This window comes from Actinokineospora sp. UTMC 2448 (genome assembly GCF_024760565.1).
Taxonomy (GTDB): domain Bacteria; phylum Actinomycetota; class Actinomycetes; order Mycobacteriales; family Pseudonocardiaceae; genus Actinokineospora; species Actinokineospora fastidiosa.
Window position 1 is genome coordinate 5,642,412 of sequence record NZ_CP031087.1, and the last position, 24,526, is coordinate 5,666,937.

24 protein-coding genes are annotated in these 24,526 nt (G+C 73.3%); 5 read left to right on the forward strand and 19 right to left on the reverse strand.

Features of this window, described 5'->3' with window-relative positions; genetic code table 11:
* Positions 1-21: 21 nt before the first annotated feature.
* Genes Actkin_RS25740 through Actkin_RS25755 form a run of 4 tightly spaced genes read right to left on the reverse strand, consistent with a single transcriptional unit; the run spans position 22 to position 3,147 of the window.
* The gene (locus tag Actkin_RS25740) at positions 22-474 is read right to left on the reverse strand and encodes a Cg1360 family ATP-synthase-associated protein (RefSeq protein WP_258904543.1); all 453 of its coding nucleotides are present in this window, start codon (positions 472-474) and stop codon (positions 22-24) included.
* Between the two features lie 20 nt (positions 475-494).
* A complete protein-coding gene (locus Actkin_RS25745) occupies positions 495-1,640 on the reverse strand; it encodes a glycosyltransferase family 4 protein (protein ID WP_189213554.1) in 1,146 nt (381 codons plus the stop codon).
* A gap of 30 nt (positions 1,641-1,670) precedes the next feature.
* Entirely contained in the window at positions 1,671-2,321 is a 651-nt protein-coding gene (locus tag Actkin_RS25750) for an L-threonylcarbamoyladenylate synthase (protein ID WP_189213555.1), read from the reverse strand.
* A 10-nt stretch (positions 2,322-2,331) separates the two neighbouring features.
* Positions 2,332-3,147, reverse strand: a complete 816-nt coding sequence (locus tag Actkin_RS25755; RefSeq protein ID WP_258904544.1) for a tetratricopeptide repeat protein — start codon at positions 3,145-3,147, stop codon at positions 2,332-2,334.
* 302 nt (positions 3,148-3,449) lie between these two features.
* Between Actkin_RS25755 and Actkin_RS25760 the strand changes: the two genes are divergently transcribed.
* Positions 3,450-3,926, forward strand: coding sequence for a serine/threonine kinase C-terminal domain-containing protein (locus tag Actkin_RS25760; RefSeq protein ID WP_258904545.1), 477 nt, complete (start codon positions 3,450-3,452; stop codon positions 3,924-3,926).
* Here Actkin_RS25760 and prmC read toward each other — a convergent pair.
* The 13 genes from prmC to argS all read right to left on the reverse strand — a co-directional run bounded on the left by prmC (position 3,923) and on the right by argS (position 19,204).
* Positions 3,923-4,786, reverse strand: coding sequence for a peptide chain release factor N(5)-glutamine methyltransferase (gene prmC / locus Actkin_RS25765; protein WP_258904546.1), 864 nt, complete (start codon positions 4,784-4,786; stop codon positions 3,923-3,925). The two genes, Actkin_RS25760 and prmC, sit on opposite strands and share 4 nt — an antisense overlap.
* A 79-nt stretch (positions 4,787-4,865) precedes the next feature.
* Positions 4,866-6,284: an alpha/beta hydrolase family protein gene (locus Actkin_RS25770; protein ID WP_258904547.1), complete on the reverse strand. Its 1,419-nt coding sequence runs from the start codon at positions 6,282-6,284 to the stop codon at positions 4,866-4,868.
* A gap of 95 nt (positions 6,285-6,379) precedes the next feature.
* Positions 6,380-7,459: a peptide chain release factor 1 gene (gene prfA, locus Actkin_RS25775; RefSeq protein WP_189213559.1), complete on the reverse strand. Its 1,080-nt coding sequence runs from the start codon at positions 7,457-7,459 to the stop codon at positions 6,380-6,382.
* 81 nt (positions 7,460-7,540) lie between these two features.
* Positions 7,541-7,762, reverse strand: a complete 222-nt coding sequence (gene rpmE / locus Actkin_RS25780) for a 50S ribosomal protein L31 (protein ID WP_189213560.1) — start codon at positions 7,760-7,762, stop codon at positions 7,541-7,543.
* Between the two features lie 318 nt (positions 7,763-8,080).
* Positions 8,081-9,409 carry a glycosyltransferase 87 family protein gene (locus tag Actkin_RS25785; RefSeq protein ID WP_258904550.1) on the reverse strand — a complete coding sequence of 443 codons (1,329 nt, stop codon included), beginning with the start codon at positions 9,407-9,409 and terminating at the stop codon, positions 8,081-8,083.
* A gap of 77 nt (positions 9,410-9,486) precedes the next feature.
* The gene (locus Actkin_RS25790; RefSeq protein ID WP_258904552.1) at positions 9,487-9,984 is read right to left on the reverse strand and encodes an SRPBCC family protein; all 498 of its coding nucleotides are present in this window, start codon (positions 9,982-9,984) and stop codon (positions 9,487-9,489) included.
* Complete coding sequence (locus Actkin_RS25795) at positions 9,968-10,312, reverse strand: ArsR/SmtB family transcription factor (RefSeq protein ID WP_189213563.1); 345 nt, start codon at positions 10,310-10,312, stop codon at positions 9,968-9,970. Before Actkin_RS25795 ends, Actkin_RS25790 begins: the two co-directional genes overlap by 17 nt.
* 91 nt (positions 10,313-10,403) lie before the next feature.
* Positions 10,404-12,440, reverse strand: a complete 2,037-nt coding sequence (gene rho, locus Actkin_RS25800; RefSeq protein WP_258904554.1) for a transcription termination factor Rho — start codon at positions 12,438-12,440, stop codon at positions 10,404-10,406.
* 413 nt (positions 12,441-12,853) lie between these two features.
* On the reverse strand, positions 12,854-13,726 hold the full coding sequence (thrB, locus tag Actkin_RS25805; RefSeq protein WP_189213565.1) for a homoserine kinase: 873 nt from the start codon (positions 13,724-13,726) through the stop codon (positions 12,854-12,856).
* Complete coding sequence (gene thrC / locus Actkin_RS25810) at positions 13,723-14,799, reverse strand: threonine synthase (RefSeq protein WP_258904555.1); 1,077 nt, start codon at positions 14,797-14,799, stop codon at positions 13,723-13,725. The genes thrB and thrC overlap by 4 nt, the downstream gene beginning before the upstream one ends.
* The gene (locus Actkin_RS25815) at positions 14,796-16,112 is read right to left on the reverse strand and encodes a homoserine dehydrogenase (RefSeq protein WP_258904556.1); all 1,317 of its coding nucleotides are present in this window, start codon (positions 16,110-16,112) and stop codon (positions 14,796-14,798) included. Before Actkin_RS25815 ends, thrC begins: the two co-directional genes overlap by 4 nt.
* Entirely contained in the window at positions 16,109-17,545 is a 1,437-nt protein-coding gene (gene lysA, locus Actkin_RS25820) for a diaminopimelate decarboxylase (protein WP_189213568.1), read from the reverse strand. Before lysA ends, Actkin_RS25815 begins: the two co-directional genes overlap by 4 nt.
* 12 nt (positions 17,546-17,557) lie before the next feature.
* Positions 17,558-19,204, reverse strand: a complete 1,647-nt coding sequence (gene argS / locus Actkin_RS25825; protein ID WP_258904557.1) for an arginine--tRNA ligase — start codon at positions 19,202-19,204, stop codon at positions 17,558-17,560.
* A gap of 59 nt (positions 19,205-19,263) precedes the next feature.
* Here argS and Actkin_RS25830 point away from each other — a divergent pair, with 59 nt between their 5' ends.
* From Actkin_RS25830 to Actkin_RS25840, 3 genes are all read left to right on the forward strand, one after another.
* Positions 19,264-19,962, forward strand: a complete 699-nt coding sequence (locus tag Actkin_RS25830; protein ID WP_258904558.1) for a thioredoxin-like domain-containing protein — start codon at positions 19,264-19,266, stop codon at positions 19,960-19,962.
* 66 nt (positions 19,963-20,028) lie between these two features.
* A complete protein-coding gene (locus Actkin_RS25835; RefSeq protein WP_189213571.1) occupies positions 20,029-20,841 on the forward strand; it encodes a thioredoxin-like domain-containing protein in 813 nt (270 codons plus the stop codon).
* Complete coding sequence (locus Actkin_RS25840) at positions 20,838-21,503, forward strand: DUF305 domain-containing protein (RefSeq protein ID WP_189213572.1); 666 nt, start codon at positions 20,838-20,840, stop codon at positions 21,501-21,503. Before Actkin_RS25835 ends, Actkin_RS25840 begins: the two co-directional genes overlap by 4 nt.
* Position 21,504: 1 nt before the next feature.
* On the opposite strand, the gene Actkin_RS25845 is transcribed toward Actkin_RS25840, so the two are convergent.
* Positions 21,505-22,398: a cation diffusion facilitator family transporter gene (locus Actkin_RS25845; RefSeq protein WP_189213573.1), complete on the reverse strand. Its 894-nt coding sequence runs from the start codon at positions 22,396-22,398 to the stop codon at positions 21,505-21,507.
* Between the two features lie 317 nt (positions 22,399-22,715).
* Positions 22,716-23,777, reverse strand: a complete 1,062-nt coding sequence (locus Actkin_RS25850) for an alkene reductase (RefSeq protein WP_258904560.1) — start codon at positions 23,775-23,777, stop codon at positions 22,716-22,718.
* Between the two features lie 84 nt (positions 23,778-23,861).
* Here Actkin_RS25850 and Actkin_RS25855 point away from each other — a divergent pair, with 84 nt between their 5' ends.
* Complete coding sequence (locus tag Actkin_RS25855; RefSeq protein WP_258904561.1) at positions 23,862-24,377, forward strand: MarR family winged helix-turn-helix transcriptional regulator; 516 nt, start codon at positions 23,862-23,864, stop codon at positions 24,375-24,377.
* Positions 24,378-24,526: the final 149 nt, after the last annotated feature.

Sequence of the window (24,526 nt, forward strand, 5' to 3'; positions counted from 1 at the left end):
CGACCAAGGCCACTAGCACACCTAGGGCCGGTCTTCCCCCTCCGACACGATCAGTGTCGGGGTCTTGGTCTTCTTGAACGCCCGCATCTCGGCTCCCGCAGCGACCAGGATGACCGCCATCATGGTGACGGCCACCGACATGGTGTGCAGTCCGTCGACACCCTTGAGCAGCGTCATCACCACAAACAAGATGATGATCTTACCAACGTAGCCTGCCAGGGCGATCACCATGACCATCATCGGCTCCAGCGCGCGCGTGCGGCGCATCAGCACGACGGTGCCCATCGCCGACGCGGTGGCGATCGCGCCGCCGACCAGCGCTCCGACGAGACCAGGCAGGCCCTCCCAGAGCACCGCGACCAGCACCGCGACGCCGACGGTCACACCGCAGGCGATCGCGATGTCCTTGGCCATCCGGTCGGCGAGCTTGCGCACCGACTCGGCGTGGCTGGTCGGGTAGGTCTCAGTGGCCATGGCCCCAGTCTATGGGGCCCTCACTTCGAGCGGCGCACGGACGGCAGGAACGACACGGCCGCGGCCACCACGACCGCGCCGATCAGGCCCAGCGTCACGGCCAGCACGTCGAACACCGTGACCGCCACCGCGCCGAAGGCGATGACGCCCACCCACAGGTAGATGAGCAGGACGGCGCGGCGCTGGGAGTGGCCGAAGGCGATGAGCCGGTGGTGCAGGTGCATCTTGTCCGGCGCGAACGGGCTCTCCCCGCGCCAGGTGCGCCGGACGATGGCCATCAGCAGGTCCAGGATCGGCACGAACAGCACCGCGGCGACGATGACCAGCGGGGAGAGCACGGCCAGGGTCTCGGTCGCGCCCCACAGCGACGGGTTCGCCCGGCCGGACGCCGAGGTGGACGCCGCGGCGAGCAGCAGGCCGATGAGCATGGACCCGGTGTCGCCCATGAAGATCCGGGCTGGCTGGAAGTTGTGCGGCAGGAAGCCCAGGCACGCGCCCGCGAGCGTGGCCGCGATGATGGCGGGCGGGTAGTTGTTGACGTCGCCGCCGGACTGGTCGAGCAGGTGGAGGCTGAACGCCAGGGTCGCGGCCGCGGCGATCATGCCGATGCCCGCGGCCAGACCGTCCAGGCCGTCGACGAAGTTCATCGCGTTGACCAGGGTGACGGCCAGCAGGATGGTCAGCAGGCCGCCCTGGTTCTGGTCGAGCACCAGCACCGAGCCCTCGGCTCCGCCCCACGGCACCCAGAAGATGAACCACTGGATGCCGAACAGGACCAGGATGCCCGCGCAGGTGGTCTGCCCGGCCAGCTTGGTCAGCGAGTCCAGCTCGAAGCGGTCGTCGAGCATGCCGAGCAGGACGATGATGCCGCCGCCGACGAGCACCGCGACGGGATCGAGGGTGAAGTCGAACGCGCGGCGCAGCAGGGGGAGCTGGTGGGCCAGCAGCATGCCGCCGCAGACGCCCAGGTACATGGCCAGCCCGCCCATGCGCGGGATCGGCACGACGTGCACGTCGCGGGAGCGGGGGTAGGCCACCGCGCCGATGCGGATGGCGAAGACGCGCACGAGGCCCGTCGACAGGAAAGTGATCACCGCGCTGATCAGCGCGACCAGCAGGTACTCCCGGACCGGCAGGCCTGCGGCTGCGTAGCCACTGGGCGGCATGTCAGGCTCGCTTCTCCAGCTCGGGCGTGGTCAGCGCGCGGTCCGCACCTCGGTGCCGAGCGCGTCGGCGACCTCGGCGACGCTGACCGCGCCCTCGCGCAGGATCACCGGCTCGTCCCCGGTGAGGTCGACGATGGTGGACGGCACCGGGTCCCCGCACGGCCCGCCGTCGAGGTAGACGGTGACGGCCCCGCCCAGCTGGTCGAGCGCGTCCTGGGCGTTGTTGGGCGCCGGGTGGCCGGTGCGGTTGGCGCTGGAGACGGCCATCGGGCCGACCTCGCGCAGCAGTTCGAGCGCGACCGGGTGCAGCGGCATCCGCAGCATCACCGTGCCGCCGGTGCGGCCGAGGTCCCAGGACAGCGACGGCGCGTGCGGCAGCACGATGGACAGGTCGCCCGGCCAGAACGCCTCGACCAGGGTCCTGGCCTGCGGGGGCACGGAGAGCACGAGCCCGTCGAGGGTCGACCACGACCCGACGAGCACGCCGACCGGCATGTCCGGGCCGCGGCCCTTCGCGCCGAGCAGCGACACCACGGAGTCGGCTGAGAAGGCGTCGCAGCCGATGCCGTAGACGGTGTCGGTGGGGATCACGACCAGTTGTCCCGCGCGCACCGCGCTGGCGGCCGCGGCGAGCCCGTCCGCACGCTCGTCGGCGACCGAACAGTCGAAGACCATGCTCACGGCGATGACCCTATCCCTCCGCCGGTCCGGTGATCCGCCGCCCCTTGGCGTGGCGCTCGGCCAGGACGCGCCAGTTCTGGCGGCGGAAGCGCAGCACGATCGCGCCCAGCAGGACCGCGCCGACGAGCACCCCGGCCACGACCACCGCCGGGTTGCCCGACAGGCCGCCCATGGCGACCAGGAGCAGGCCGAGCGACACCGCGAGCACGGCCAGGCTCACCGCGATGCCCTCCGGCTCCCACCGCCACCGGCGGGCCGCGACGACCTCGGCGTGCAGCCGCCGCGCGCCGCGGCGCAGCTCCGGGTCGTCGACGTCGAGGTCGAGCATGCGCCGGGCGGCGCGCTCGCACTCGGTCAGCTGCTCGGCGCTGGTGAAGACCAGGACGTCGTCCGCGGTGCGGGTGCGGGCCTGGTCGGCGACCGAGCACCAGGTGCTGGCCAGGTAGTAGCGCAGGACCGGGTCGTCGGTGCCTGCGAAGCGCGCCTCCAGCTCGCTGGCCGCCTCCCGCGCCAGGCCCGCGGCGACGAGGGCCTGGGAGCGGCCCAACAGGACCAGCGGGTCGTCCGGCGCGACCCTTGCGGCGCGCTGGTAGCGGCGCAGCGCGGCACGCCAGCGGCCGCGCGCGAGCAGGACGTCGCCGACGCCCACCTCGTCGTGCGGGTGCACGCGCAGCTCGCCCGCGCCGCGGAACTCCCGCAGCGCCTCGTCCAGCTCGCCCGCGAGCAGCGCGGCGCGGCCCCGGGCGGCGTGGCCGTCGGCCGCCGCCGGGTCGGCGGCGGGCGCCAGCCGCCACTTCTCGATCACGTCCTGCCAAGTCCGTAGCATTGGATCACCCGGGTCGGCACGCTACTCTCGGTAGGCCTCGCCGCCTGCAACGACATCCGATGACAGGAGACCTCACGAGCCCCCGATCGCCGCGCACCGGATTCCAGCTCAGCTCACGCAGGCTGGCATCCGTCCTAGTCACGGCCTACATCGCGGTGAGCGCGGTGCTCGGCGCCATGCTGCTGGCCGCGCCGCCCGTGCCGGAGGCGACGGGGCAGCCGCGCACGACGTACTCCTACCGGCCGGGGCCGCCGTCACCCTCCGGCCCGACCGGTCGGTCTAGCGGGGAGTTCCCCAGACCGATGCTGTCCACACCCAGCCCGTCGATGGTGGCGCTGCCGATCCCGGCGGGGTACCAGCGGGTGGTGGGCCCCGGCGGGCTGGTGACCACGGTCCCGCAGGGCTGGACCATCACCCGGTCCACCGGCCCCGGCTCGGTGCAGGCCACCGACCCGGCCGACCCCGGCCGCTTCGTGCGCTACGGCGGCGCGCCGCCGCCGTCCGCGTCGCTGAACGAGTCCCATGTGGACTACGCGCGCGCGTTCGGCGCTGCCAAGCCGGGCTACCGCGCCATCCGGCTCGACGCGGTGACCTACCGGGGGATGGCCGCGGTGGAGTGGGAGTTCGCGCACGCGATCGATGGCGGCACGCGGCACGCGAAGTCGCTGTACTGGCGGGTCGACGGGATCGAGTTCTTCATCTACGCGGCGGCTCCTGCGGAGCGCTGGGCCGAGACGGAGCCCATCTACCGCACGATGATGGCCAACAGCACGCCCTAGGCCCGCACGGCGGTGGCGAACCGGGGCCTGCCCGCGAGATCGCGGTGCTCGGCGACGTCGTGGAGCACCGAGCGCGCCGCGAGCAGGGCGGGCACCTGCTCGGCGTGGCTGTCGTCGTGCTCGATCGCCACGCCGCCGCCGGGGGCGAGCAGGCGCGCGGCCAGGGCGACCACCGGGCGGATGACGTCGAGGCCGTCGGCGCCGGAGAAGACGGCGTCGTGCGGGTCGTGGTCGGCGACCTCGGGCGGGACCTCGGTGCCCTCCGGCACGTAGGGCGGGTTGCACAGGACCAGGTCGACGCGCCCGTCGAGGTCGGTGAGCAGGTCGGGGTCGGTGACGTCGGCGGCGATCAGCCGGATCGGCGTGTCCCCGGCCGCCACCCGCGCGTCGGCGTTGCGGCGGGCCCAGGAGAGGGCCGCCGGGTCGCGCTCGACGGCGTGGACGGTCGCGTCGGGGCGGGCGGCGGCGTAGGAGAGCGCCAGCGCCCCGGACCCGGTGCACAGGTCGACGACGACGGGCGCCTGCCTGCCCGCCGTGGCCTTCAGCCCCCACTCCAGCAGCAGCTCGGTCTCCGGCCGGGGCACGAACACGCCCGGCCCCACCGCCAGGTCGACGGCCCCCATCGCCGCGCTCCCGATGAGGTGCTGCAGCGGCTCCCGCCGCGCCCGCCGCGCGACCAGCCTGCCGATCGCCTCGACCACCGCCCGGTCGACCAGCGGCACGAGCGGCAGCCTGCCGCGCTCGACCCCCAGCACATGGGCGGCCAACAACTCGGCGTCGACCCGAGGCGACCCCACCCCCGCCTGCGCCAGAATCCGCTCGGCGTCGAGGATCGCCAGACGAAGCGGCTGGCGGTTCATGCGCTCAGCTTCGCACGACCGCCGGGCGGCACGCCGTCGACGTGCCCGCCGGGTGCGGGCACGACCGGGCGTCCCGCGGTCAGCTGAAGATCAGGGCGAGCGCCCGCGGGGTGGGCCCGCTGGTGTTGCCCGCGGCGTCGCTGGCCGTGGCGGTTACCGCGTGGAGGCCGCGCAGGCCGGTCGTCGGGGTCGTCCAGGTGGCGCAGGCGTCGGCGCAGGTGGCCTGGCGGGTGCTCTGGCGGCCGGTGACCAGGTCGGTGAAGGTGAGGGTGACGGCGGTGACGGCGCGGTCGTCGGCGGCGGTGCCGGTGACCGGGGCGCCGCCGACGAGGAACAGCGGGACGCGGTCGAGCGTCGCGGTGGGCGCGGTGGTGTCGGCGGGCGGTTCGACGTCCTCGAACAGGGTCTCGGCGAAGGCGAGGGAGTCCGCCAGGGCGGCGGTGAGGCTCGCGCCGTGGCCCGCGGGGTAGGTCTTGTAGGTCACCGGCTGGGCGTTGTCGCGCAGGTCCCGCACCAGCTGCTCGGTCAGCGACTGCGGCACCGTCTGGTCCTCGGTCCCCTGGGCGATCAGCAGGGGCCGGTCGTAGCCGGTGACGGGGACGTCGAAGACCGCGCCCCACGCCTGCGCGAACGGCGCGCCCAGGTCCTTGGTGAGCATGTCGGCGAGGCTCACCGACGCCATCCGCTCGCCCATCGCCGCGCCGCACAGCTCGCCCGCGTCGGCGACGACCTCGCGGCCCAGCGGGGTCAGGTAGGAGTCGAGATCGAAGGCCGGGTCGGCCACGCGCAGCCCGGCGAGGATGTACGCGACGAGGACCTTGGTGCCGCCGGAGATCAGCGACGGCGGGAACGTCGGCCCGATGAGCGAGACGAACCCGCTGAGGTTCGACGGCACCCCGACGCCGACCGCGCCCCGGTAGTCCAGCTCGGGCGCGTAGCGGGTGGCCAGGTGGGCGGTGTGCACGGCGGCGTGCCCGCCCTGCGACAGGCCGACCGCCAGCCAGTGCGGCGACAGCTCCGGCGTCACCGACCGCGCGGCCCGCACGATGTCGACCACGCCGTAGGCCTGGGCCTTGCCGTCGAGGTACGGGTGTCCGCCCGGCGTGCCGAGGCCGGTGTAGTCGGTCGCCGTGACCGCGTAGCCCGCGTCCAGCCACGCCGACAGGTAGGCGTCCATGCCGCCCAGCGGCCGCGCCGACGGCGCGCAGGCGTCGCCGAGCCCAGTGGTCCCGTGCGCCCACGACATGACCGGCCAGCCGCCCGCGGGCGCGCTCCCCTCCGGCAGGTAGACCGTGCCGGTGACGGCGACCGGGGCGCCGACGGCGCCAGTGGAGGTGTACTCGATGAAGTAGCCGCTCGCCGCGGCGGCGGGCAGCCGGTCGGCGGCCAGCGGCGCGGTCCGGACGACGGTGCCGGGCGCGTCGGCCGCCGCGGCCTGCGCGGGCACGAGCGCCGTCACGAGCGGGACGAGCGCGGCGATGACGCGGGCACGGATCACGGGACAGCCTCCTGGGTCGAGGCCGACCGTATTGATCAGCGTTCCCGCAGTTCAAGGCCGGTGTCGGAACTTGTCACCGCCCGCACAAGGCGGGCCTAGCCGCTTTGTTGCGCGGCCATGCGTTCGGCGCGGTCGGCGGCGATCAGCGCGTCCAGGACGCCGTCGAGGTCGCCTTCCAGCACCGCGTCGAGGTTGTGGGCCTTGTAGCCGACCCGGTGGTCGGAAATGCGGTTCTCCGGGAAGTTGTAGGTGCGCACGCGCTCGGAGCGGTCCACGGTGCGGATCTGGCTGCGGCGCGCGTCGCTGGCGCGGGCGGCGGCCTCCTCCTCGGCCAGGGCGAGCAGCCGGGCGCGCAGCACCTGCATGGCCCGGGCCTTGTTCTGCAGCTGCGAGCGCTCGTTCTGGCAGGAGACGACGATCCCCGTGGGCAGGTGCGTGATGCGCACGGCGGAATCGGTCGTGTTGACGCTCTGACCGCCCTTGCCGGAGGACCGGTAGACGTCGACGCGCAGGTCCTTGTCCGGGATCTCGCCCAGCTCGGCGGCCTCCTCGGCCTCCGGGTACACGAGCACGCCCGCGGCCGAGGTGTGGATGCGGCCCTGGGACTCGGTGACCGGCACGCGCTGGACGCGGTGCACGCCGCCCTCCCACTTCAGGCGCGCCCACACGCCGTCGGGGTCGCTGCCGGTGCTCTTGATGACGACCGTGGCGTCCTTGACCCCGCCGAGGTCGGAGTCGGTGGCGTCGAGGATCTCCGACTTCCAGCCGTGGCGCTCGGCGTAGCGCAGGTACATGCGCAGCAGGTCGCCCGCGAACAGCGCGGACTCCTCGCCGCCCTCGCCGGACTTGACCTCAAGGACCACGTCGGCGCCGTCGTGCGGGTCGCGGGGCAGCAGCAGCTCGGTGAGCCGGGCCTGCAGCTCGGGGATGCGCCGGGCCAGCTCGTCGGCCTCCGCGGCGAAGGTCTCGTCCTCGCGGGCCAGCTCGCGCGCGGCCTCCAGGTCCTCGCGGGCGGTGTCCAGCTCGCGCATCGTGCGGATGACCGGGGTCAGCTCGGCGTAGCGGCGGCCCAGCTTGCGCACGCGGTCCTGGTCGGCGTGGATGCCGGGGTCGGCGAGGGCCGCCTCCAGCTCCTCGTACTCCCGCACCCGCTCGGCCAGCTGTGACGCGTCCACTGTGCTCCCCTCTGGGCGTACCGGCTCCGGAACATGACGACGGCGCCCGTCCCCGACCCGGGGAGGGCGCCGTCGGCGAAGCTACTTCGCGGCCTTGCTCCGCTTGCCGTAGCGCGCCTCGAAGCGCGCGACGCGGCCGCCGGTGTCCAGGATCTTCTGCTTGCCCGTGTAGAACGGGTGGCAAGCCGAGCAGACCTCGACGGTGATGTTGCCCGACTTCTTGGTGCTGCGCGTGGTGAAGCTGTTCCCGCAGCCGCAGTGCACCTCGGTCGTGACGTAATCGGGGTGGATGCCGTTCTTCATTGGTCGCCTTCCTCGGGTGGCCGCCGGGTCCTCGCGTGCAGGTGAACCGGTGCCGGACTCGACCTGACAGTCTGCCAGACGCCTCCCGTGCAACGCGTGCCCGGGTGCGCGTATTCCGCCGCCGCCGCTCACCGCGCGCCGATGACCACTGGCCGACGGTGATCGCCCGCTCACCGACCGTGCTGCGACTGCGCCGTTCGGCCGTCGCAGACTGTCCGGGTGCTCTGCGCCGTGGACAGACCGCTCTCGGTTACCGCGTGGCTGGCGGCGCCGCTGGTGTTCGCGGCGGCCGTGCTGGGCATCACCGCCGCCTGCGGCCTACTCGTCGACGCGCCCTGGACCGTCAGCGTGTCCAGCGGGCTCGCGGGCGCCACCACCGCGATCGCCGCCGTCCTCGCCGAGGCGGTGGCCTGGCGCTCCCGCCGCCAGCGGCTCGTGCTGTCGGCGGCGTACCCGGTCGGGCTGCTGGCGACCGGGCTGGCCGCCGACGGGACGCCGCTGCCGACCTGGCTGGCGCTCGCCCTCGGCCTGGCCGCGACGACGGCCCTGCTTCGCCTGGTATGGCAGCGAAGCCAGGAAGAGTAGGAGGTAGAGGTTGCCCGCCACCGGTCCGCCCAGCGCGGCGGCGCTCGTCTCCGGGATGAGCCCGCTCTCCGGCGGGTAGACCCGGACGAACCAGGCGAACGTCAGCGCCACCACGACCCCCGCGAAGGCCCTGCGGTGGACGACGGCGAGGACGAGCGGCGCGAACCACACCCAGTGGTGCGTCCAGGAGAACGGCGAGACGGCCGTCGCGCACAGCCCCGTGACGGCCATGCCCAGCACCTCGTCCCCCCGCCGCCGTGCCCGCACCGCCACGGCGAGCGACACCGCGGCGAGGAGGGCCGCGCCGACGAGCCACAGCCCCGTCTCGTGGTCCATCGCCCTGGCCAGCGCCCCGCGCAGCGAGTGGTTCGTCGCCGCGTCGACCGGGTTGATCCGGCCGACCTCGGCGAACGCCCCGTCCAGCCAGAACGCCGCGGCGTCGGCCGGGAGCAGGGCGAACCCGGCCGCCACCGTCGCGGCCACGGTCGCGACCGCGACGCCCGCCGCGCGGAACCGCCTGGTCAGCAGCAGGTAGACGACGAACAGCAGCGGTGTCAGCTTGATCGCCGCCGCGATGCCGATCCCGACGCCCTGCCACCGCCTCCCGCCGTTGCGCAGCAGGTCCCATGCGACGAGGGCGAGCAGGATCCAGTTGACCTGCCCCAGGTAGACGGTCGTGCGGACCGGGTCGAGCCAGCAGATGACGCCCGCGAGGGCCGCGACGACCCCCGGCCGGGCCGTCGGCGCCGCCCACCGCACGACCATCACGACGAGCACGAGGTTCCCGACCGCCCAGAGCACGCGGAGCACGTCGAGGGACACCATCGCCAGCGGCGTGAACAGGAGCGCGGCGAACGGCGGGTAGACGAACTTCAGGGACGCGGTGACGCCCTGCTCGTAGAGCCGTCCACCGTCGAGCACCACCGCACCGGCGGCGCGGTAGACCTCCAGGTCGATCATGCTCCAGTGCGCCGCAGGCCAGATCAGCACCGTGACGCCGTGGGCGAGAACGGCCGCCGCGAGGACGAACAGCCCGTGCCTGCGGGCGAGAAGGGGGATCACCCTCCCCGAACGCCCGCGCGGCGGGGCCCGTTGAGCCGCTGGCGGAATCCAACGGCGGCTTCACGCGAGCGAGTGCGTCACCCCAGGCCGACGGCGATCTCCTCCAGCATGTCCATCGCGTCCTGCATGCCGTGCTCCATTCCGGACTCGATGTGGAAGTCGCGGTGCTCGGGCTTGGTGTGCTCGACGAGGATGGCGACCGTCGTGCGGCCGTCCTTCTCCCGCAGCTCCACGGTGTTGAGCGCGGCGTCGTCCTCGCCCGCGTCCGGGGCCCCCTCGTACACCTCGGTGTAGACCAGCCGGGAGTTCGGCACGACCTCCCGGTACGTGCCGTGGAAGCCGACGTCGAAGCCGCCGGTGGCCACCATCGCGTAGCGCCAGGCGCCGCCGACGCGCAGGTCCACCTCGCAGACGGTCATCGTGCCTCGGTTGGCGTGCCACCAGCGGCGGATGAGCTCGGGTTCGGTGTAGGCGCGGTAGACCAGCTCCGCCGGGGCGTTGAACTCCCGGGTGATGAGGATCTGGTTGTCGGCCGGAAGGGTCACCACCGCGGTGCCCTTAGTCGTCGCTGTCATGACGCTCCTTCAGTTCCTCGATGACGGTTTCCATCAGGTCGAAGCGGCGGGTCCAGGTCCGCTCGTAGGCCCTGACCCAGTCGTAGATGGCCCGCAACGGCTCGCCGTTGAGGCGGTAGAGCCGCTGCCTGCCCACCTCGCGCACGTCCACGAGACCGACCTCGCGCAGGACGCGCAGGTGCTTGGAGACCAGCGGCTGGACGATCCCCATGGCGGCGACCAGGTCGGTGACGGACCGCTCCCCCTCGGCCAGCAGGTCCAGGATCTGCCGCCGCCGGGGTTCGGCCACCGCGTTGAACGCGTCCGCCGTGGTCGCCGCCCTCGCCATGCCGGGAACGATACATACCCATATCGGTATGCGTCAAGCCGAGAGAAAGGCCGCCCCGGCGTGCCGGGGCGGCCTGTCGTTCTCCCAAGCGTCAGTCTTCGTGCTGCGAAGGCGTCGTCTTGGCCACCTGCATCAGGAACTCGATGTTGGTGCGGGACTTGCGCAGCCGGTCGAGCAGCAGCTCGATGGCGGCCTGGCTGTCCAGGGCGTGCAGCACCCGGCGCAGCTTGACGGTGACCGCCAGCTCGTCGGGCGAGAGCAGCAGCTCCTCCTTGCGGGTGCTGGACTGGTCGACGTCCACGGCCGGGAAGGTCCGCTTGTCGGCGATCTTGCGGTCCAGCTTGAGCTCGGCGTTGCCGGTGCCCTTGAACTCCTCGAAGATCACCGTGTCGGCCGCGGAGCCGGTCTCCACCAGCGCGGTCGCGATGATCGTCAGGGAGCCGCCGTTCTCGATGTTGCGCGCCGCGCCCAGGAACCGCTTCGGCGGGTACAGCGCTGTCGAGTCGACACCACCGGACAGGATGCGCCCGGACGCCGGGGCGGCCAGGTTGTACGCCCGGCCGAGGCGGGTGATCGAGTCCAGCAGCACGACCACGTCGTGGCCCATCTCCACCAGGCGCTTGGCGCGCTCGATGGACAGCTCGGCCACGGTGGTGTGGTCGCCCGGCGGGCGGTCGAAGGTCGAGGCGATGACCTCGCCCTTCACCGAGCGCTGCATGTCGGTGACTTCCTCGGGCCGCTCGTCGACGAGGACGACCATCAGGTAGCACTCGGGGTTGTTGGTCGTGATCGCGTTGGCGATCGACTGCAACACCGAGGTCTTACCGGCCTTCGGCGGCGACACGATGAGCGCGCGCTGCCCCTTGCCCAGCGGCATCACCAGGTCGATGACGCGCGTGGTGAGGATGTGCGGCTCGGTCTCCAGGCGCAGCCGCTCGTTCGGGTAGAGCGCCGTCAGCTTGGTGAACTCCGGGCGGTTGCGCGCGCCGTCGGGCTCCAGGCCGTTGATCGTCTCCACCCGCACCAGCGGGTTGAACTTCTGCCGCTGCTGCTCGCCCTCACGCGGCTGGCGGACCAGGCCGGTGATGGCGTCGCCGCGGCGCAGACCGTACTTGCGGACCAGCGACAGCGACACGTAGACGTCGTTGGGGCCGGACAGGTAGCCGGACGTGCGCACGAAGGCGTAGTTCTCCAGCACGTCGAGCACACCGGCGACCGGCAGCAGCACGTCGTCCTCGCGGACCTCGGTGTCGTTCTGCCCACCGCCGCCGCCGGTCTCGCCGCGGCCGCCGCGCCTGCGGCGGTCCCGGAACCGGCGACCGCGACGGCCGCCGCGCTCGTCGTCGTCGTCATCGTCGTCGACCCGGTGGCCCTGCTGCTGGCCGCGGTTGTCCTGGCGGCCGCGGTCGCGGTCGCGCTCCTGGCGCTCGCCGCGGTCCTGCCGGTCGGCCCGGTCCTGCCGGTCACCCCGGTCGGGCCGCTCGCCGCGGTCCTGGCCCCGGTCCTGCCGGTCGCCCCGGTCCTGCCGGTCAGCACGGTCCTGGCGGTCGCCGCGCTCGGCGCGGTCACCCCGCTCGGCGCGGTCACCCCGGTCGGCGCGGTCGCCCCGGTCGCGCTGCCGCTCGCGGCGGCCCTGGCCGTCGCCCTGCGGCCGCTCGACGCGCGGCTGCTCCTCGACCGGCGCGGACGCGGCCGGGGCGTCGGCGGTGCGCGGCTGCTCCGGGGCCTCAGCCGGGGCCGCGGCCTCGGCCTTGTCCGGGCTGCCCGCGGGCCGCACGACGGCGCGCCGACGGCGGCTCTCCCGGCGTGGCGCCTCCTCCGCCGCGGGCGCCTCCTTGGCCGGGGCCTCCGCCTTCGCCGGGGCGTCGGCCGCCCCGTTGAGCGGAAGCTCCTGGGCGGTCGGGGCGGACGACGAGCCACCCTGCCGCTCCTTGATGGCAGCGATCAGGTCGCCCTTGCGCATTCCCGCAATTCCGGTGATCCCCAGCTGGCCCGCGAGGGCCCGCAGCTCGGGCAGCACCATCCCGGACAGGCCTGCCCGCTTGCGCGGCGCCCCGCCGTTGCGCTTGGCGCCGGACTCCGGGGTCTCCGCAGCGCTGTCACTGCTCAATAGATCGGTATTGCTCACACATGTCCTTCCTGACCGGCCCCCGCCTCCTACGTGGACCAGCGGACCGCCGCCCGACGGAACGCGAAGCGGCCGTTCTCCCCATCAGGCGCGCACCCGACACGACGCTGGCCAGTTTCTCCGGCCAATCGCGCGACTGAGCCGCTGATTGGGAGCATCTGGTCACCACGGTCGTCGGGTACCTGCCATCCCCGATCCGGCGTAGGCAGAACCGAGATCTTCGGCAGATGATGCGGCCCGGAGCAAATTTCCCGGGAACGACACCGGGCGCCCGTGCGCGCGGTGACTGAACGCCCCCGAGGGTAGACGCCCGTCACGCAAGGTGCAACAACCGCCTTACAGCGCGTCGCACGAATCGTGACTTTGACCGGTGATGTGCGTCACCGCTGGATTGCGAGCAGATGACAACACCGTCACATGGTCTCAACAACGACGCCCGCGCGGTCTATTCCCAACGGCCACACCGTGAAACCCCCGAGTTCCAGCCCGTCGGGCAGGGAGTCGGAGGTGCACAGCGCGAGCACCGTCGGACCCGCCCCGGACACCGCCGCGGCGACCCCCCGCGCGCGCAGATCGCGCACCAGGCCGAGCGTCGCCGGGTAGGCCGACTCCCGGTAGTCCTGGTGCAGGCGGTCCGCGGTGGCGGGCAGCAGCAGTTCCGGCGCCGCCGTCACCGCGTGCACGGCCAGGGCGGCCCGGCCAGCGGCGAAGGCGGCGTCGGCGTGCGGGACGCGTTCGGGCAGCAGTCCCCTGGTCACGTGCGTGTCGGAGCGCGTGTCCGGGACGATCGCGAACGCGCGCAGGTCCGGGTGCGGCTCCAGCCGGGCGGCCCGGAAGCCGTCGGCGTCGTGCCAGGCCACCACGAGCCCGCCCAGCAGGCTCGCGGCGACGTTGTCGGCGTGGCCCTCGAACTCCGCGGCCAGGTGCAGCGCGTCGTCGTCCAGCGGCCGCCCCGCCAGCCCGTACGCGGCCGCGATCCCGGCGACGATCGCCGCGGCCGACGACCCCAGCCCGCGCGCGTGCGGGATGGTGTTCTCGCAGACCAGCTCCACCGGCCCCGGGTCGCTGCCGAGCTTGGCCGCCGCCGCGCGCATGGCCCGCAGCACCAGGTGCCGCTCGTCCAGCGCGACCTCGCCCGCGCCCTCGCCCACGACCCGCACGGCGGTGGCGGGCGCGGGCCGCACGACGACCTCGTCGTAGCGGCCCAGCGCCATGCCGAGCGCGTCGAAGCCCGAGCCGAGGTTGGCGGTCGAGGCCGGGACGCGGACGCGGACCCCCGCGCTCACGTCAGTTCCAGCGCCGCCGCCACCGCGGTCGCGTCCACCGGCACCGGCTCGACCTCGGCGACACCGGACAGCGCCGTGTCCGGGTCCTTGAGCCCGTGGCCGGTCACCGTGCAGACCACGGTCGCCCCGCGCGGGAGCCGCCCGTCGGCGGCGGTCTTGAGCAGGCCCGCGACCGAAGCGGCCGAGGCGGGCTCGACGAACACGCCCTCCCGCGTGGACAGCAGCCGGTAGGCGGCGATGATCTCCTCGTCGGTCACCGCGTCGATGAGCCCCCGGGACTCCTCGCGCGCGGCCACCGCGCCCGCCCAGGACGCCGGGCTGCCGACGCGGATCGCGGTCGCGATCGTCTCCGGGTTGGGCACCGGCTCCCCGCGCACGATGGGCGCGGCGCCCGCGGCCTGGAAGCCGAACATCCTCGGCAGCGCGTCGATGACGCCGTCCTGCGAGTAGCCCTTGTAGCCCTGCCAGGCCGCGGTGATGTTGCCCGCGTTGCCCACGGGCAGGCAGTGCACGTCGGGCGCGCGGCCCAGCACGTCGCAGATCTCCCACGCGACCGTGCGCTGCCCGATGAGCCGCACCGGGTTGACGGAGTTGACCAGCTCGATCGGGTACTCGGCCGCGGTCTTGCGGGCCAGTTCGAGGCAGTCGTCGAAGTTGCCCTGGATCTGCAGGATGCGCGCGCCGTAGGCCACGGCCTGCGCCAGCTTGCCGAGCGCGATCTTCCCGGTCGGCACGAGGACCGCGCAGGTCAGGCCCGCGCGGGCGGCGTAGGCCGCCGCCGACGCGGAGGTGTTGCCGGTGGAGGCGCAGATGACGGCCTCGCGCCCGATCGCCTTCGCGTGGGTCACCGCCACGGTCATGCCGCGGTCCTTGAACGACCCGGTGGGGTTGACGCCCTCGGTCTTCAGGTAGACCGTGGCGCCGGTCAGCTCGGACAGGTGCGGGGCGGGCAGCAGCGGGGTGTTGCCCTCCCCCAGGGTGACGACCTCGGCGCCCGGCGGCACCGCGATCCGGCCTGCGTAGGCCCGGATAATTCCCGGCCAGCCGGGACGGACATCGGTAGGGACGGTCACAGTTCCTCGCCTTCGACCCGCATCACGCTCACCACGTCGTGGACGAAGGGCAGTCCGGCGATCTTGTCCACAGTGGACCGCAGGGCCGCGTCCGGCGCGGAGTGGGTGACGATGACCAGGCTCGCGTCGCTGGAGCGCCCTTCCTGGCGCACCGCGGCGATGCTCACCTCGTGCTGGGCGAACACGGCGGCCACGGCCGCCAGCACGCCCGCGCGGTCGGCCACGTCCAGGCTGATGTGGTACCTGGTCGCTGCCTGCGCGATGGGTCGGACCGGCAGGTCGGCGTAGGCCGACTCGCGCGGACCCCGCCCGCCGACGACCCGGTTGCGGGCTACCGCCACCAGGTCGCCGAGGACTGCGCTGGCGGTGGGTGCACCGCCAGCGCCCTGTCCGTAGAACATCAGCTGGCCCGCGGCGTCCGCCTCGACGAACACCGCGTTGAACGCGCCGTTCACCCCGGCCAGCGGGTGCGAGCGCGGGATCATCGCCGGGTGGACGCGCACCGCGACGGCCTCGCCCGGCCGGTCGCCGCCCGCCTCGACGCGCTCGCAGATGGCCAGCAGCTTGATGGTGCGGCCGAGGGCGCGCGCGGCGGCCACGTCGGCGGCGGTGACCCCGGTGATGCCCTCGCGGTGCACCTGGCCCGCGGTGACGCGGGTGTGGAAGGCGATGGAGGCCAGGATCGCGGCCTTGGACGCGGCGTCGTAGCCCTCGACGTCGGCGGTCGGGTCTGCCTCGGCGTAGCCGAGGCGGGACGCCTCGTCCAGCGCCTCGGCGTACCCGGCCCCGGTCTCGTCCATGGCCGAGAGGATGAAGTTGGTCGTGCCGTTGACGATGCCCATGACGCGGGTGATCCGGTCGCCCGCCATGGACTCGCGCAGCGGCCGCAGCAGCGGGATCGCGCCCGCGACCGCGGCCTCGAAGTACAGGTCCGCCCCGGTGGCGTCGGCAGCGGCGAACAGGTCGCCCGCGTGCTCGGCCAGCAGCGCCTTGTTGGCGGTGACGACCGATTTGCCCGCCTTGAGCGCGGTCAGCAGCCAGTCCCTGGTCGGCTCGATGCCGCCGATGACCTCGACCACCACGTCCACGTCGTCGCGGGTGACCAGTCCGGCGGCGTCGGTGGTCAGCAGCCCGGCAGGCACGCCCGGCCGGGGCTTGTTCGCCCGGCGGACGGCGATGCCCGCCAGCTCAACCGGCGCTCCCACCCTGGCGGCGAGGTCGTCGGCCTGCTCTGTCAGCAGGCGGACGATCTGCGTGCCCACCGTCCCACAACCGAGCAGTGCGACGCGGATGGGTTTAGCGGCCTCGGTCACGGCACCTCCAGGCGCAGCAAGTCGTCAACGGTCTCCCGGCGCAGCAGCAGCCGCGCCGCGCCGTCGCGCACCGCGACCACCGCGGGCCTGGGCAACCGGTTGTAGTTGCTGGCCATGGAGTAGCAGTACGCACCGGTCGCGGCCACGGCGAGCAGGTCGCCGGGGGCCAGATTGTCCGGCAGCCAGCAGTCTCGCACCACCACGTCACCGGACTCACAGTGTTTGCCCACTACTCGGGACAGGGTTGCGCCCGCGCCCTGACCGCCCTCGCCGGAGGAGCGGGAGACCAGGCGGGTGTCGTAGACGGCGTCGTACAGGGCAGTGCGGATGTTGTCGCTCATCCCGCCGTCGACGCTGACGTACCGGCGGACGGCGCCGTGGCCGACGGTCACGTCCTTGGTGGTGCCGACCTCGTAGAGGGTGACCGTGCCCGGCCCGACGATGGCGCGGCCCGGCTCGACGGCCACCCTCGGCACCGCCAGCCCCTCCTGCTCGCACTCCTTGCCCACGATGGTGCGCAGCTGCTCGGCCAGCCACGCGGGCGGCGGCGGGTCGTCGGCGGCGGTGTAGGCGATGCCCAGGCCGCCGCCGAGGTCGACGGTGGTCAGCTCGGCCAGCGCCGCTGCCCCGTGCGCGCGGTGCAGCTCGGCGAGCAGACCGATGACCCGGTGCGCGGCCACCTCGAAGCCGTCGGCGTCGAAGATCTGCGAGCCGATGTGGCTGTGCAGGCCGGTCAGCGCGAGGCCGTCGCACTTGAGCACCATCGCGCACGCCTCGGCGGCCGCGCCGCCCGCCAGCGAGAAGCCGAACTTCTGGTCCTCGTGCGCGGTGGCGATGAACTCGTGGGTGTGCGCCTCGACCCCGACGGTCACCCGCACCAGGACGGGCGCGCGGACGCCGCGGTCGCGGGCGAGCTTGTCCAGGCGGGCGATCTCCAGGAACGAGTCGACCACGATGCTGCCCACGCCCGCGTCGAGCGCCGCGGCGAGCTCGTCGACGGACTTGTTGTTGCCGTGGAAGGTGATCCGCTCCGGCGGGAAGTCCGCGCGCAGCGCCACGGCCAGCTCGCCGCCGCTCGCGACGTCCAGGCTCAGCCCCTCGTCGGCCACCCAGCGGGCGATCTCGACGCTGAGGAACGCCTTGCCCGCGTAGTGCACGTTGGCGGGGTCGCCGAAGGCGCGGGCGTGGTCGCGGCAGCGGGAGCGGAAGTCGTCCTCGTCGACGACGAACAGCGGCGTGCCGTAGGTCTCGGCCAGCTCGCGCACGTCGACGCCCGCGATGCGGACGGCGCCGTCGTCGCCTCGGGAGGCGTTGCGCGGCCACACCTGCGGGTGCAGCTCGTCGAGTGCGGCGGGCCCGTCGGGGCGGGCCACGGCGATGGTGCTGGGCGGCAGGATCTCGGCGTGGCGGGGTCCGGCCGGGTGTGCCCTCATGTCAGCTCCAGGTCACATGCGCTCGGGGGCGGCGACGCCGAGCAGGCCCAGGCCGTTGGCCAGCACCTGCCGCGCCGCCGCGCACAGCGCCAGTCGGGCGGCGTGCAGCGGGCCGGGGTCCTCGTCGCCCTGCGGCAGGACCCGGCACGAGTCGTAGAACTTGTGGTACGCCCCGGCCAGCTCCTCGAGGTAGCGGGCGACCCGGTGCGGCTCGCGCAGCTCGGCGGCGGTGGCCACCACGCGCGGGAACTCCCCGATGGTGCGGATCAGGTCGCCCTCGCGCTCGTGGGTGAGCAGTCCGAGGTCGACGGCGTCCGCGGTGACGCCGAGGTCGTCGGCGTTGCGCATCAGCGAGGCGAGGCGGGCGTGCGCGTACTGCACGTAGTAGACCGGGTTGTCGCTGCTGCGCTTGGCCCACAGGTCCAGGTCGATGTCCACTGTGGAGTCCACGGAGGACCGGATCAGCGCGTAGCGCGCCGCGTCGACGCCGACGGCGTCGACCAGGTCCTCCATCGTGATCACGGTGCCTGCGCGCTTGCTCATCCGCAGCGGTTTGCCCGCGCTGACAAGGTTCACCAGCTGTCCGATGAGGACTTCCACGGTGTCCGGGCTGTCGCCGAGCGCCGCTGCGGCGGCCTTGAGCCGGGCGACGTAGCCGTGGTGGTCGGCGCCGAGCAGGTACAGGCACAGGTCGAAGCCGCGGGCGCGCTTGTCCTGGAAGTAGGCGATGTCCCCGGCGATGTAGGCGGGCTCGCCGTCGCTCTTGATGACGACGCGGTCCTTGTCGTCGCCGTACTCGGTGGAGCGCAGCCACCAGGCGTCGTCCTCCAGGTACAGCGCGCCCGAGGCCTTCAGCTTCTCCACGGCCTCGGCGACCGCGCCGGAGGCGTGCAGCGAGTCCTCGTGGAAGTAGACGTCGAAGTCGGTCTTGAACGCGTGCAGGCTGGCCTTGATCTGCTCGAACATCATCCCCACGCCGACGCGGCGGAACACCTCGGCGGGGTCGTCGGCGGCCAGGGCGTTCGGCTCGGCGCGCAGCACGGCCGCGGCGATGTCGCCGATGTAGGCGCCCGCGTAGCCGTCCTTGGGGGTCGGCTCGCCGCGGGCGGCGGCCAGCAGCGAGCGCACGAAGCGGTCGATCTGCGCGCCCGCGTCGTTGAAGTAGTACTCGCGGGTCACGTCCGCGCCCTGGAAGGCCAGCACCCGGCCCAGGGCGTCGCCGACGGCGGCCCAGCGGGTGCCGCCGAGGTGCAGCGGGCCGGTGGGGTTGGCGCTGACGAACTCCAGGTTGACCCGGCGCCCGGCCATGGCGTCGCCGCGGCCGTAGTCCGCGCCCGCGGCCAGCACCTGGGCGGCGATGGCGCCCTGCGCGTCGGCGGCGAGCCGGATGTTGATGAAGCCCGGCCCCGCGGTCTCGGCCGAGGCCACGCCCGCCTCGTCGGCCAGCGCCTCGGCCAGCCAACCCGCGAGCTCGCGGGGCGCGACGCCCGCCTTCTTGGCGACCTGCATGGCGATGTTGGTGGCGTAGTCGCCGTGCTCGGGATTGCGGGGGCGCTCGACGGTGACGGCCCGGGGGACCACGTCCGGGTCGACGCCTCGGTCGCCGAGCACCCGGACGGCGGCGGCGCGGACGGCGTCGGCGAGGGCAGCGGGGGTCACGGCCGCCAAGTCTAGGGAGCCGTCACCAGCGCGTTCACGTGACCCTAGACTCTGCGGCCATGGTCTTGTTCTCGCGGACGCGGCTGGTCCCGACGGCGCTCGGGGCGCTGCTGCTGACGGCGTGCGGGACGGCGGTCCCCGGCACCCCGGTCGGCCTGCCCGGCCAGGGCGGCCCAGGTCAGACGCGGGACTCCGACGCCGCCCCGTCGGACCCCACCGACGGCATCGAGGGCGTCCTCCGGATCGACTACGCGCACGGCAGCATGCACGTGGACGCGCCCCAGCGGGTGGCATACGACCACCTGCCGCCGCTTGGCGGCGCGCACGACTCGTTCTGGGCGCCGTGCATGGGCAGCGTCTTCACCGTGCCCGTGCGCACCGAGCACTTCGTCCACTCGATGGAGCACGGCGCCGTCTGGATCACCTACGACCCGGAGCGGGTCGAGGGCGCCGACCTCGACGCGCTCGCCGACCGGGTGGACGGCAAGCCCTATCTGGTGATGTCGCCGTTCCCCGGCCAGGAGACGGCCGTGTCCGTGCAGTCCTGGGGCAGGCAGCTGCGGGTGGACTCGGTCGACGACGAGCGCATCGACCGGTTCGTCGCGGCCGTGCGCGGCAACCCCGACCTCGCCCCGGAACCGGGCGCGAGCTGCGACGGGCTGGGCCCCGACCACTTCGACGAGGACAACCCGCCGCCGTTCGTGGCGGAGCCGCCCGGACCGGACGCCGTGCCGGTCACGGCCGTGCAAGGCGGTTGACGGGGACAAAACACCCGGACCTTAAACTGACCGACGCAACAGGTGTCCCGAGACCCGAGGACGGGCATGGCCAACAAGACCAAGAACAAAGGCGGCAAGGCCGCGCTCAAGGCCGCTCGCGCCTCCGTCGTCTCCAAAAAGGGACTGCCCTGGGGCACGATCGCCGCGGTGGCGGCCGTGGTGCTCATCGCCGCGGGCGTGTTCGGCTACGCGTACGTCCAGATCGACTCGGTGAAGGAGTTCACCGTCTCCGAGGAGAACAAGGACCCGTCGGAGAACATCGACGGCGTGGTCAGGGCCGAGTACGCGGGCAGCCAGCACGTCAACGCCGACCAGCGGGTCGCCTACGACCAGAGCCCGCCGTTCGGCGGTCCGCACGACAACTACTGGGCCGACTGCTCCGGCATCGTCTACCCGGTCGCGGTGCGCAACGAGAACATGGTCCACTCGCTGGAGCACGGCGCGGTGTGGATCGCGTACAACCCCGACCAGGTGTCCGGCGCGGCGCTCGACACGCTCAAGGCCAAGGTCGAGGGCCAGCCGCACATGATGATGTCGCCGTACCCCGGCCTGGACTCGCCGATCTCGCTGCAGTCGTGGGGCCACCAGCTCAAGCTCTCCGACGCCAACGACGAGCGCATCGACCAGTTCATCCGCTCGCTGCGCGCCAACCGCTTCCAGAACCCCGAGCCCGGCGGCCGCTGCGACACCGGCGGGACCGGCTTCGATCCGGCCAACCCGCCGCCGTTCGTGGCCGAGGCGCCCGGGCCGGACGCGGTGAAGATGGACGGCTCCGGCATCGTCCCGCAGGAGGAGTCCGAGATGACGACGACCGGCGCGCCGACGCCGACCACGACGGCAGCCCAGCCGACCCAATGAGCCGGGCCCGCGGCCGCGCGGCGGTCTACTCGATCGCCGCGCTCGCGGTGCTCCTGGTCGGCGCCGCCGTCGGCATGCTGGTGACCCTGAGCGTCGTGCGCCCGGAGTCGACCCCGGGCGCGGGCTCGGTGGACGTCGGGTTCGCCCAGGACATGCGGGTGCACCACCTGCAGGCGATCACCATGGCCGGGCAGGCCCGCGACCGAGGCGCCGACCGGAAGGTGCGCGCGCTCGCCTTCGACATCGAGTCCACCCAGCTCGACCAGAGCGGTCGTCTGGCGGGCTGGCTGGCCGTCTGGGACCAGCCGGAGCTGCCGCCGCCGGGCGAGCCGCACATGCGGTGGATGCCCGCCGAGGGCCACGGCGGGCACGGCGCGGGCGCGGCCGGGGCGGGCGTGACCCGGATGCCCGGCATGGCGACCTCGGAGGAACTGGCCAAGCTGCGCTCGCTGTCCGGGGCCGACCTGGACGTGTACTTCCTTCAGCTGATGCTGCGCCACCACCAGGGCGGGCTCGACATGGCCACGTTCGCCGCCGCCAACGCGCAGACCGAGCACGTCCGGGTGCTGGCGGAGAAGATCGCCGCCGGTCAGGACGCCGAGACCCGGCTCATGCGCTCGATGCTGGCCGAGCGCGGCGCCGAGCCGCTGCCGTTCCCCTGAGTCACCACTCGGGGCTGCACTTGTAGGCGGGCCCCTCGACCTGCAGGGTCGCGTGGTCGATGCCGTACTCGGTGGCCAGCAGGTCGCGGGCGGCGACCAGCACGGCCTCCGGGTCGCCGGTGGTCGTCAGGTGCGCCGAGGCGACCTCCATGCCGCTGGTCAGCGTCCAGACGTGCAGGTCGTGCACCTCGGAGACGGTCGGCAGGGCGCACAGCCTCGCGGTCATCTCGGCGATGTCGATGCGCTCCGGGGCGTGCTGGAACAGGATGCGCAGGGCGCGCCGGGCGAGGGCGTACGTGCGCGGGAGCACCCACACGCCGATGGCCACGCCCACGATGGCGTCGGCGTGGCGCCAGCCGAACGCGAGGGTCACGGTGGCGCTGAGCAGCACGCCGAGGGAGCCGATGAGGTCGGCCAGGACCTCAAGGTAGGCGCCGCGGACGTTGATGCTCTCCTTGGCGCCGTCGCGCAGCAGGAAGAAGGCGATGACGTTGGCGAGCAGGCCGCCCGCCGCGGTCAGCAGCACCGGCAGGCCGGGCACCGCGGGCGGGTCGGTGATCCGGTCGACGGCCTCGACCAGCACGTACCCGGCGACGCCGAAGAGCAGGACGGCGTTGGCGAGCGCGGCGAGGACCTCGGCCCGGTAGAGGCCGAAGGTGCGGTCCGGCTTCCCGGCGGCGCGCCGGGCGGCCATGATCGCCGCCAGCGCGAGGCCGACGCCGATGACGTCGGTGAGCATGTGGGCGGCATCGGAGAGCAGCGCCAGCGACGAGGTCGCCACCCCCACGGCGAACTCCCCGGCCATGACCACCGCGGCGATGCCGAACGCCCACCACAACCGCCCCACCATCCGGCCCGACGCGCTCCGCGGCGCGTGCCCGTGGCCGTGTCCCATGTCCGCTCCTCCCGTGGCTCGACCCCGCCAACATATTGTCACATGCGCATGTGTGCAATACGCGATCGTGCCCGGGAAACGCGACGACCCCGCCCTCTGGTCGGGGCGGGGCCGTTCACGGTGAGCGGTCAAGGTTTCAGGCGGCCGACGAAATCGGACCGTGCCCGCTTGAGGTGGGACCGCCGAGGCTGCTTACAGGGCGTCGGCGGTGGGGTTAGTCGGCCCCGCCCCTGGCTGGGGCGGGGGCCGCGAGACCGCCGGTCAGTCGGTGTCGGCCTGCCCCGCCCCCAACTCGGGGCAGGCCGTCGAGGCCGGGGTCAGAGGGTCGGGTAGTCGGTGTAGCCGCGGTGGTCGCCGCCGTAGTAGGTGGTCGGGTCGGGCTCGTTGAACGGGCCGCCCGCGGCCAGGCGGGCGGGCAGGTCCGGGTTGGCCAGGTACAGCGCGCCGAAGGAGACGATGTCGGCGACGCCGTCGGCGACCACGTCCAGCTCGGCGTGGCCGGTCGGGCGCGACCCGGTGTGCGGGTTGAGGATCAGGGCGCCGGCGAACTGCTTGCGCAGCCGCAGCGTCAGGTCCCGGTCGTACTCCACCACGTGCAGGTAGGCCAAGCCCACCGGCTGCAGGGCGTCGACGAGGGCGGTGTAGGTGGCCTCCGGGTCGACCTCGGCGATGTCGTTGTACGTCCCGCCCGGGGAGACCCGCAGCCCGACCCGGTGCGCGCCGATCGCGTCGGCCACGGCGCGCGTCACCTCGACGGCGAAGCGGATGCGGTTGGCCACCGAGCCGCCCCACGCGTCGGTGCGCAGGTTGGTGTTCTCGGCGAGGAACTGCTGGATGAGGTAGCCGTTCGCGCCGTGCAGCTCGACGCCGTCGAAGCCCGCGTCGATCGCGTTGCGGGCGGCGGCGGCGAAGTCGGCGATGGTGGTGGCGATGTCGTCCTCGGTCAGCTCCTTGGGCGTGACGAAGTCCTTCATCCCCTCCTTGGTGTAGACGGCGCCGTCGGCCTTCACCGGGGAGGGCGCCACGGGCCGCAGGCCGTCGGGCAGCAGGACCGGGTGGCCGATGCGGCCGGAGTGCATGAGCTGGACGAAGATCCGGCCGCCCTCGGCGTGCACGGCGTCGGTCACCGCGCGCCAGCCGCGCACCTGCTCGGCGGAGTGCAGGCCCGGCGTGTCCGGATATCCCTGTCCGACCACCGAAGGCTGCGTCGCTTCGGTGATGATGAGCCCGGCGCCCGCCCGCTGCGCGTAGTACTCCGCCATCTGGGGAGTTGGGACTCCACCGGCACCATATGCGCGGCTTCGGGTCATGGGAGCCATGGCGATGCGGTTGGCGAGCGGCAGCCCGGCGAGGTCGACCGAGTCGAAGGCGGTAGTCATGCCTGTCCGAACAGGTAAATCCGGCCGACACTTCCCGATCTTCACGATTGTGACACAGACCACATGTAAGTGCGGATCCGTAGGATGATTGCGCAGAGGGAGGACGGCATGGGCGACGGGACGTACTGCGAGCCGCACGAGCGCAAGCCGACCGTGCCCGTGCCCGCCACGGCGAGCGGCGGCCCGGTCAGCCACGCGATCTTCCGGCTGACCCGGCTGCACCGGATGGTCGCCGCCCAGCTTCTGCGCAGGCTGGGCCTGCACCCTGGTCAGGAACTGCTGATGATGCACCTGTGGGAGTGCGGCCCCCAGCGCCAGGCCGACCTCGCCGCCCTCCTCGGCTCCGACTCGGCCACCATCACCCGCACCGTCCACCGCCTGGAACGCGGCGGCTTCGTCCGCCGCACCCCCAGCCCCACCGACGGCCGCTCGGTCATCGTCTCCCCCACCACCGCAGGCAACGCCCTCCGCGCCGAAGTAACCACCATGTGGGACGAACTCGAGAAGCGCACCACAGCAGGCCTGGACGAGCAGGGCATCCAAGCAACCCTCGACGCCCTCCTCCACATGGAATGCAACCTCCGCGAGGCCGACAACTAACGCCGAGCAGCCAGAACCGCCCGGCCCGCGTTGCCCACACAACAGCCGCCAGCCGGGCCACCTCCCGACTCTTTGCCCCACGGACAACCGCTGGCCTCCCCGGCTCGCCCGTCCCAGGCGGCCGCGCCTGCACTCACCCAGCCGCCAAC

Excerpts from the sequence above, each read along its gene's own strand:
- Actkin_RS25845 (WP_189213573.1), bottom strand. The coding sequence starts at position 22,398 with ATGGGACACGGCCACGGGCACGCGCCGCGGAGCGCGTCGGGCCGGATG.
- Actkin_RS25740 (WP_258904543.1), bottom strand. The coding sequence starts at position 474 with ATGGCCACTGAGACCTACCCGACCAGCCACGCCGAGTCGGTGCGCAAG.
- Actkin_RS25790 (WP_258904552.1), bottom strand. The coding sequence starts at position 9,984 with ATGACAGCGACGACTAAGGGCACCGCGGTGGTGACCCTTCCGGCCGAC.
- Actkin_RS25835 (WP_189213571.1), top strand. The coding sequence starts at position 20,029 with ATGGCCAACAAGACCAAGAACAAAGGCGGCAAGGCCGCGCTCAAGGCC.
- Actkin_RS25795 (WP_189213563.1), bottom strand. The coding sequence starts at position 10,312 with ATGGCGAGGGCGGCGACCACGGCGGACGCGTTCAACGCGGTGGCCGAA.
- Actkin_RS25855 (WP_258904561.1), top strand. The coding sequence starts at position 23,862 with ATGATTGCGCAGAGGGAGGACGGCATGGGCGACGGGACGTACTGCGAG.
- rpmE (WP_189213560.1), bottom strand. The coding sequence starts at position 7,762 with ATGAAGAACGGCATCCACCCCGATTACGTCACGACCGAGGTGCACTGC.
- Actkin_RS25745 (WP_189213554.1), bottom strand. The coding sequence starts at position 1,640 with ATGCCGCCCAGTGGCTACGCAGCCGCAGGCCTGCCGGTCCGGGAGTAC.
- Actkin_RS25840 (WP_189213572.1), top strand. The coding sequence starts at position 20,838 with ATGAGCCGGGCCCGCGGCCGCGCGGCGGTCTACTCGATCGCCGCGCTC.
- Actkin_RS25850 (WP_258904560.1), bottom strand. The coding sequence starts at position 23,777 with ATGACTACCGCCTTCGACTCGGTCGACCTCGCCGGGCTGCCGCTCGCC.
- lysA (WP_189213568.1), bottom strand. The coding sequence starts at position 17,545 with ATGAGGGCACACCCGGCCGGACCCCGCCACGCCGAGATCCTGCCGCCC.
- Actkin_RS25755 (WP_258904544.1), bottom strand. The coding sequence starts at position 3,147 with ATGCTACGGACTTGGCAGGACGTGATCGAGAAGTGGCGGCTGGCGCCC.
- Actkin_RS25760 (WP_258904545.1), top strand. The coding sequence starts at position 3,450 with ATGCTGTCCACACCCAGCCCGTCGATGGTGGCGCTGCCGATCCCGGCG.
- Actkin_RS25830 (WP_258904558.1), top strand. The coding sequence starts at position 19,264 with ATGGTCTTGTTCTCGCGGACGCGGCTGGTCCCGACGGCGCTCGGGGCG.
- prmC (WP_258904546.1), bottom strand. The coding sequence starts at position 4,786 with ATGAACCGCCAGCCGCTTCGTCTGGCGATCCTCGACGCCGAGCGGATT.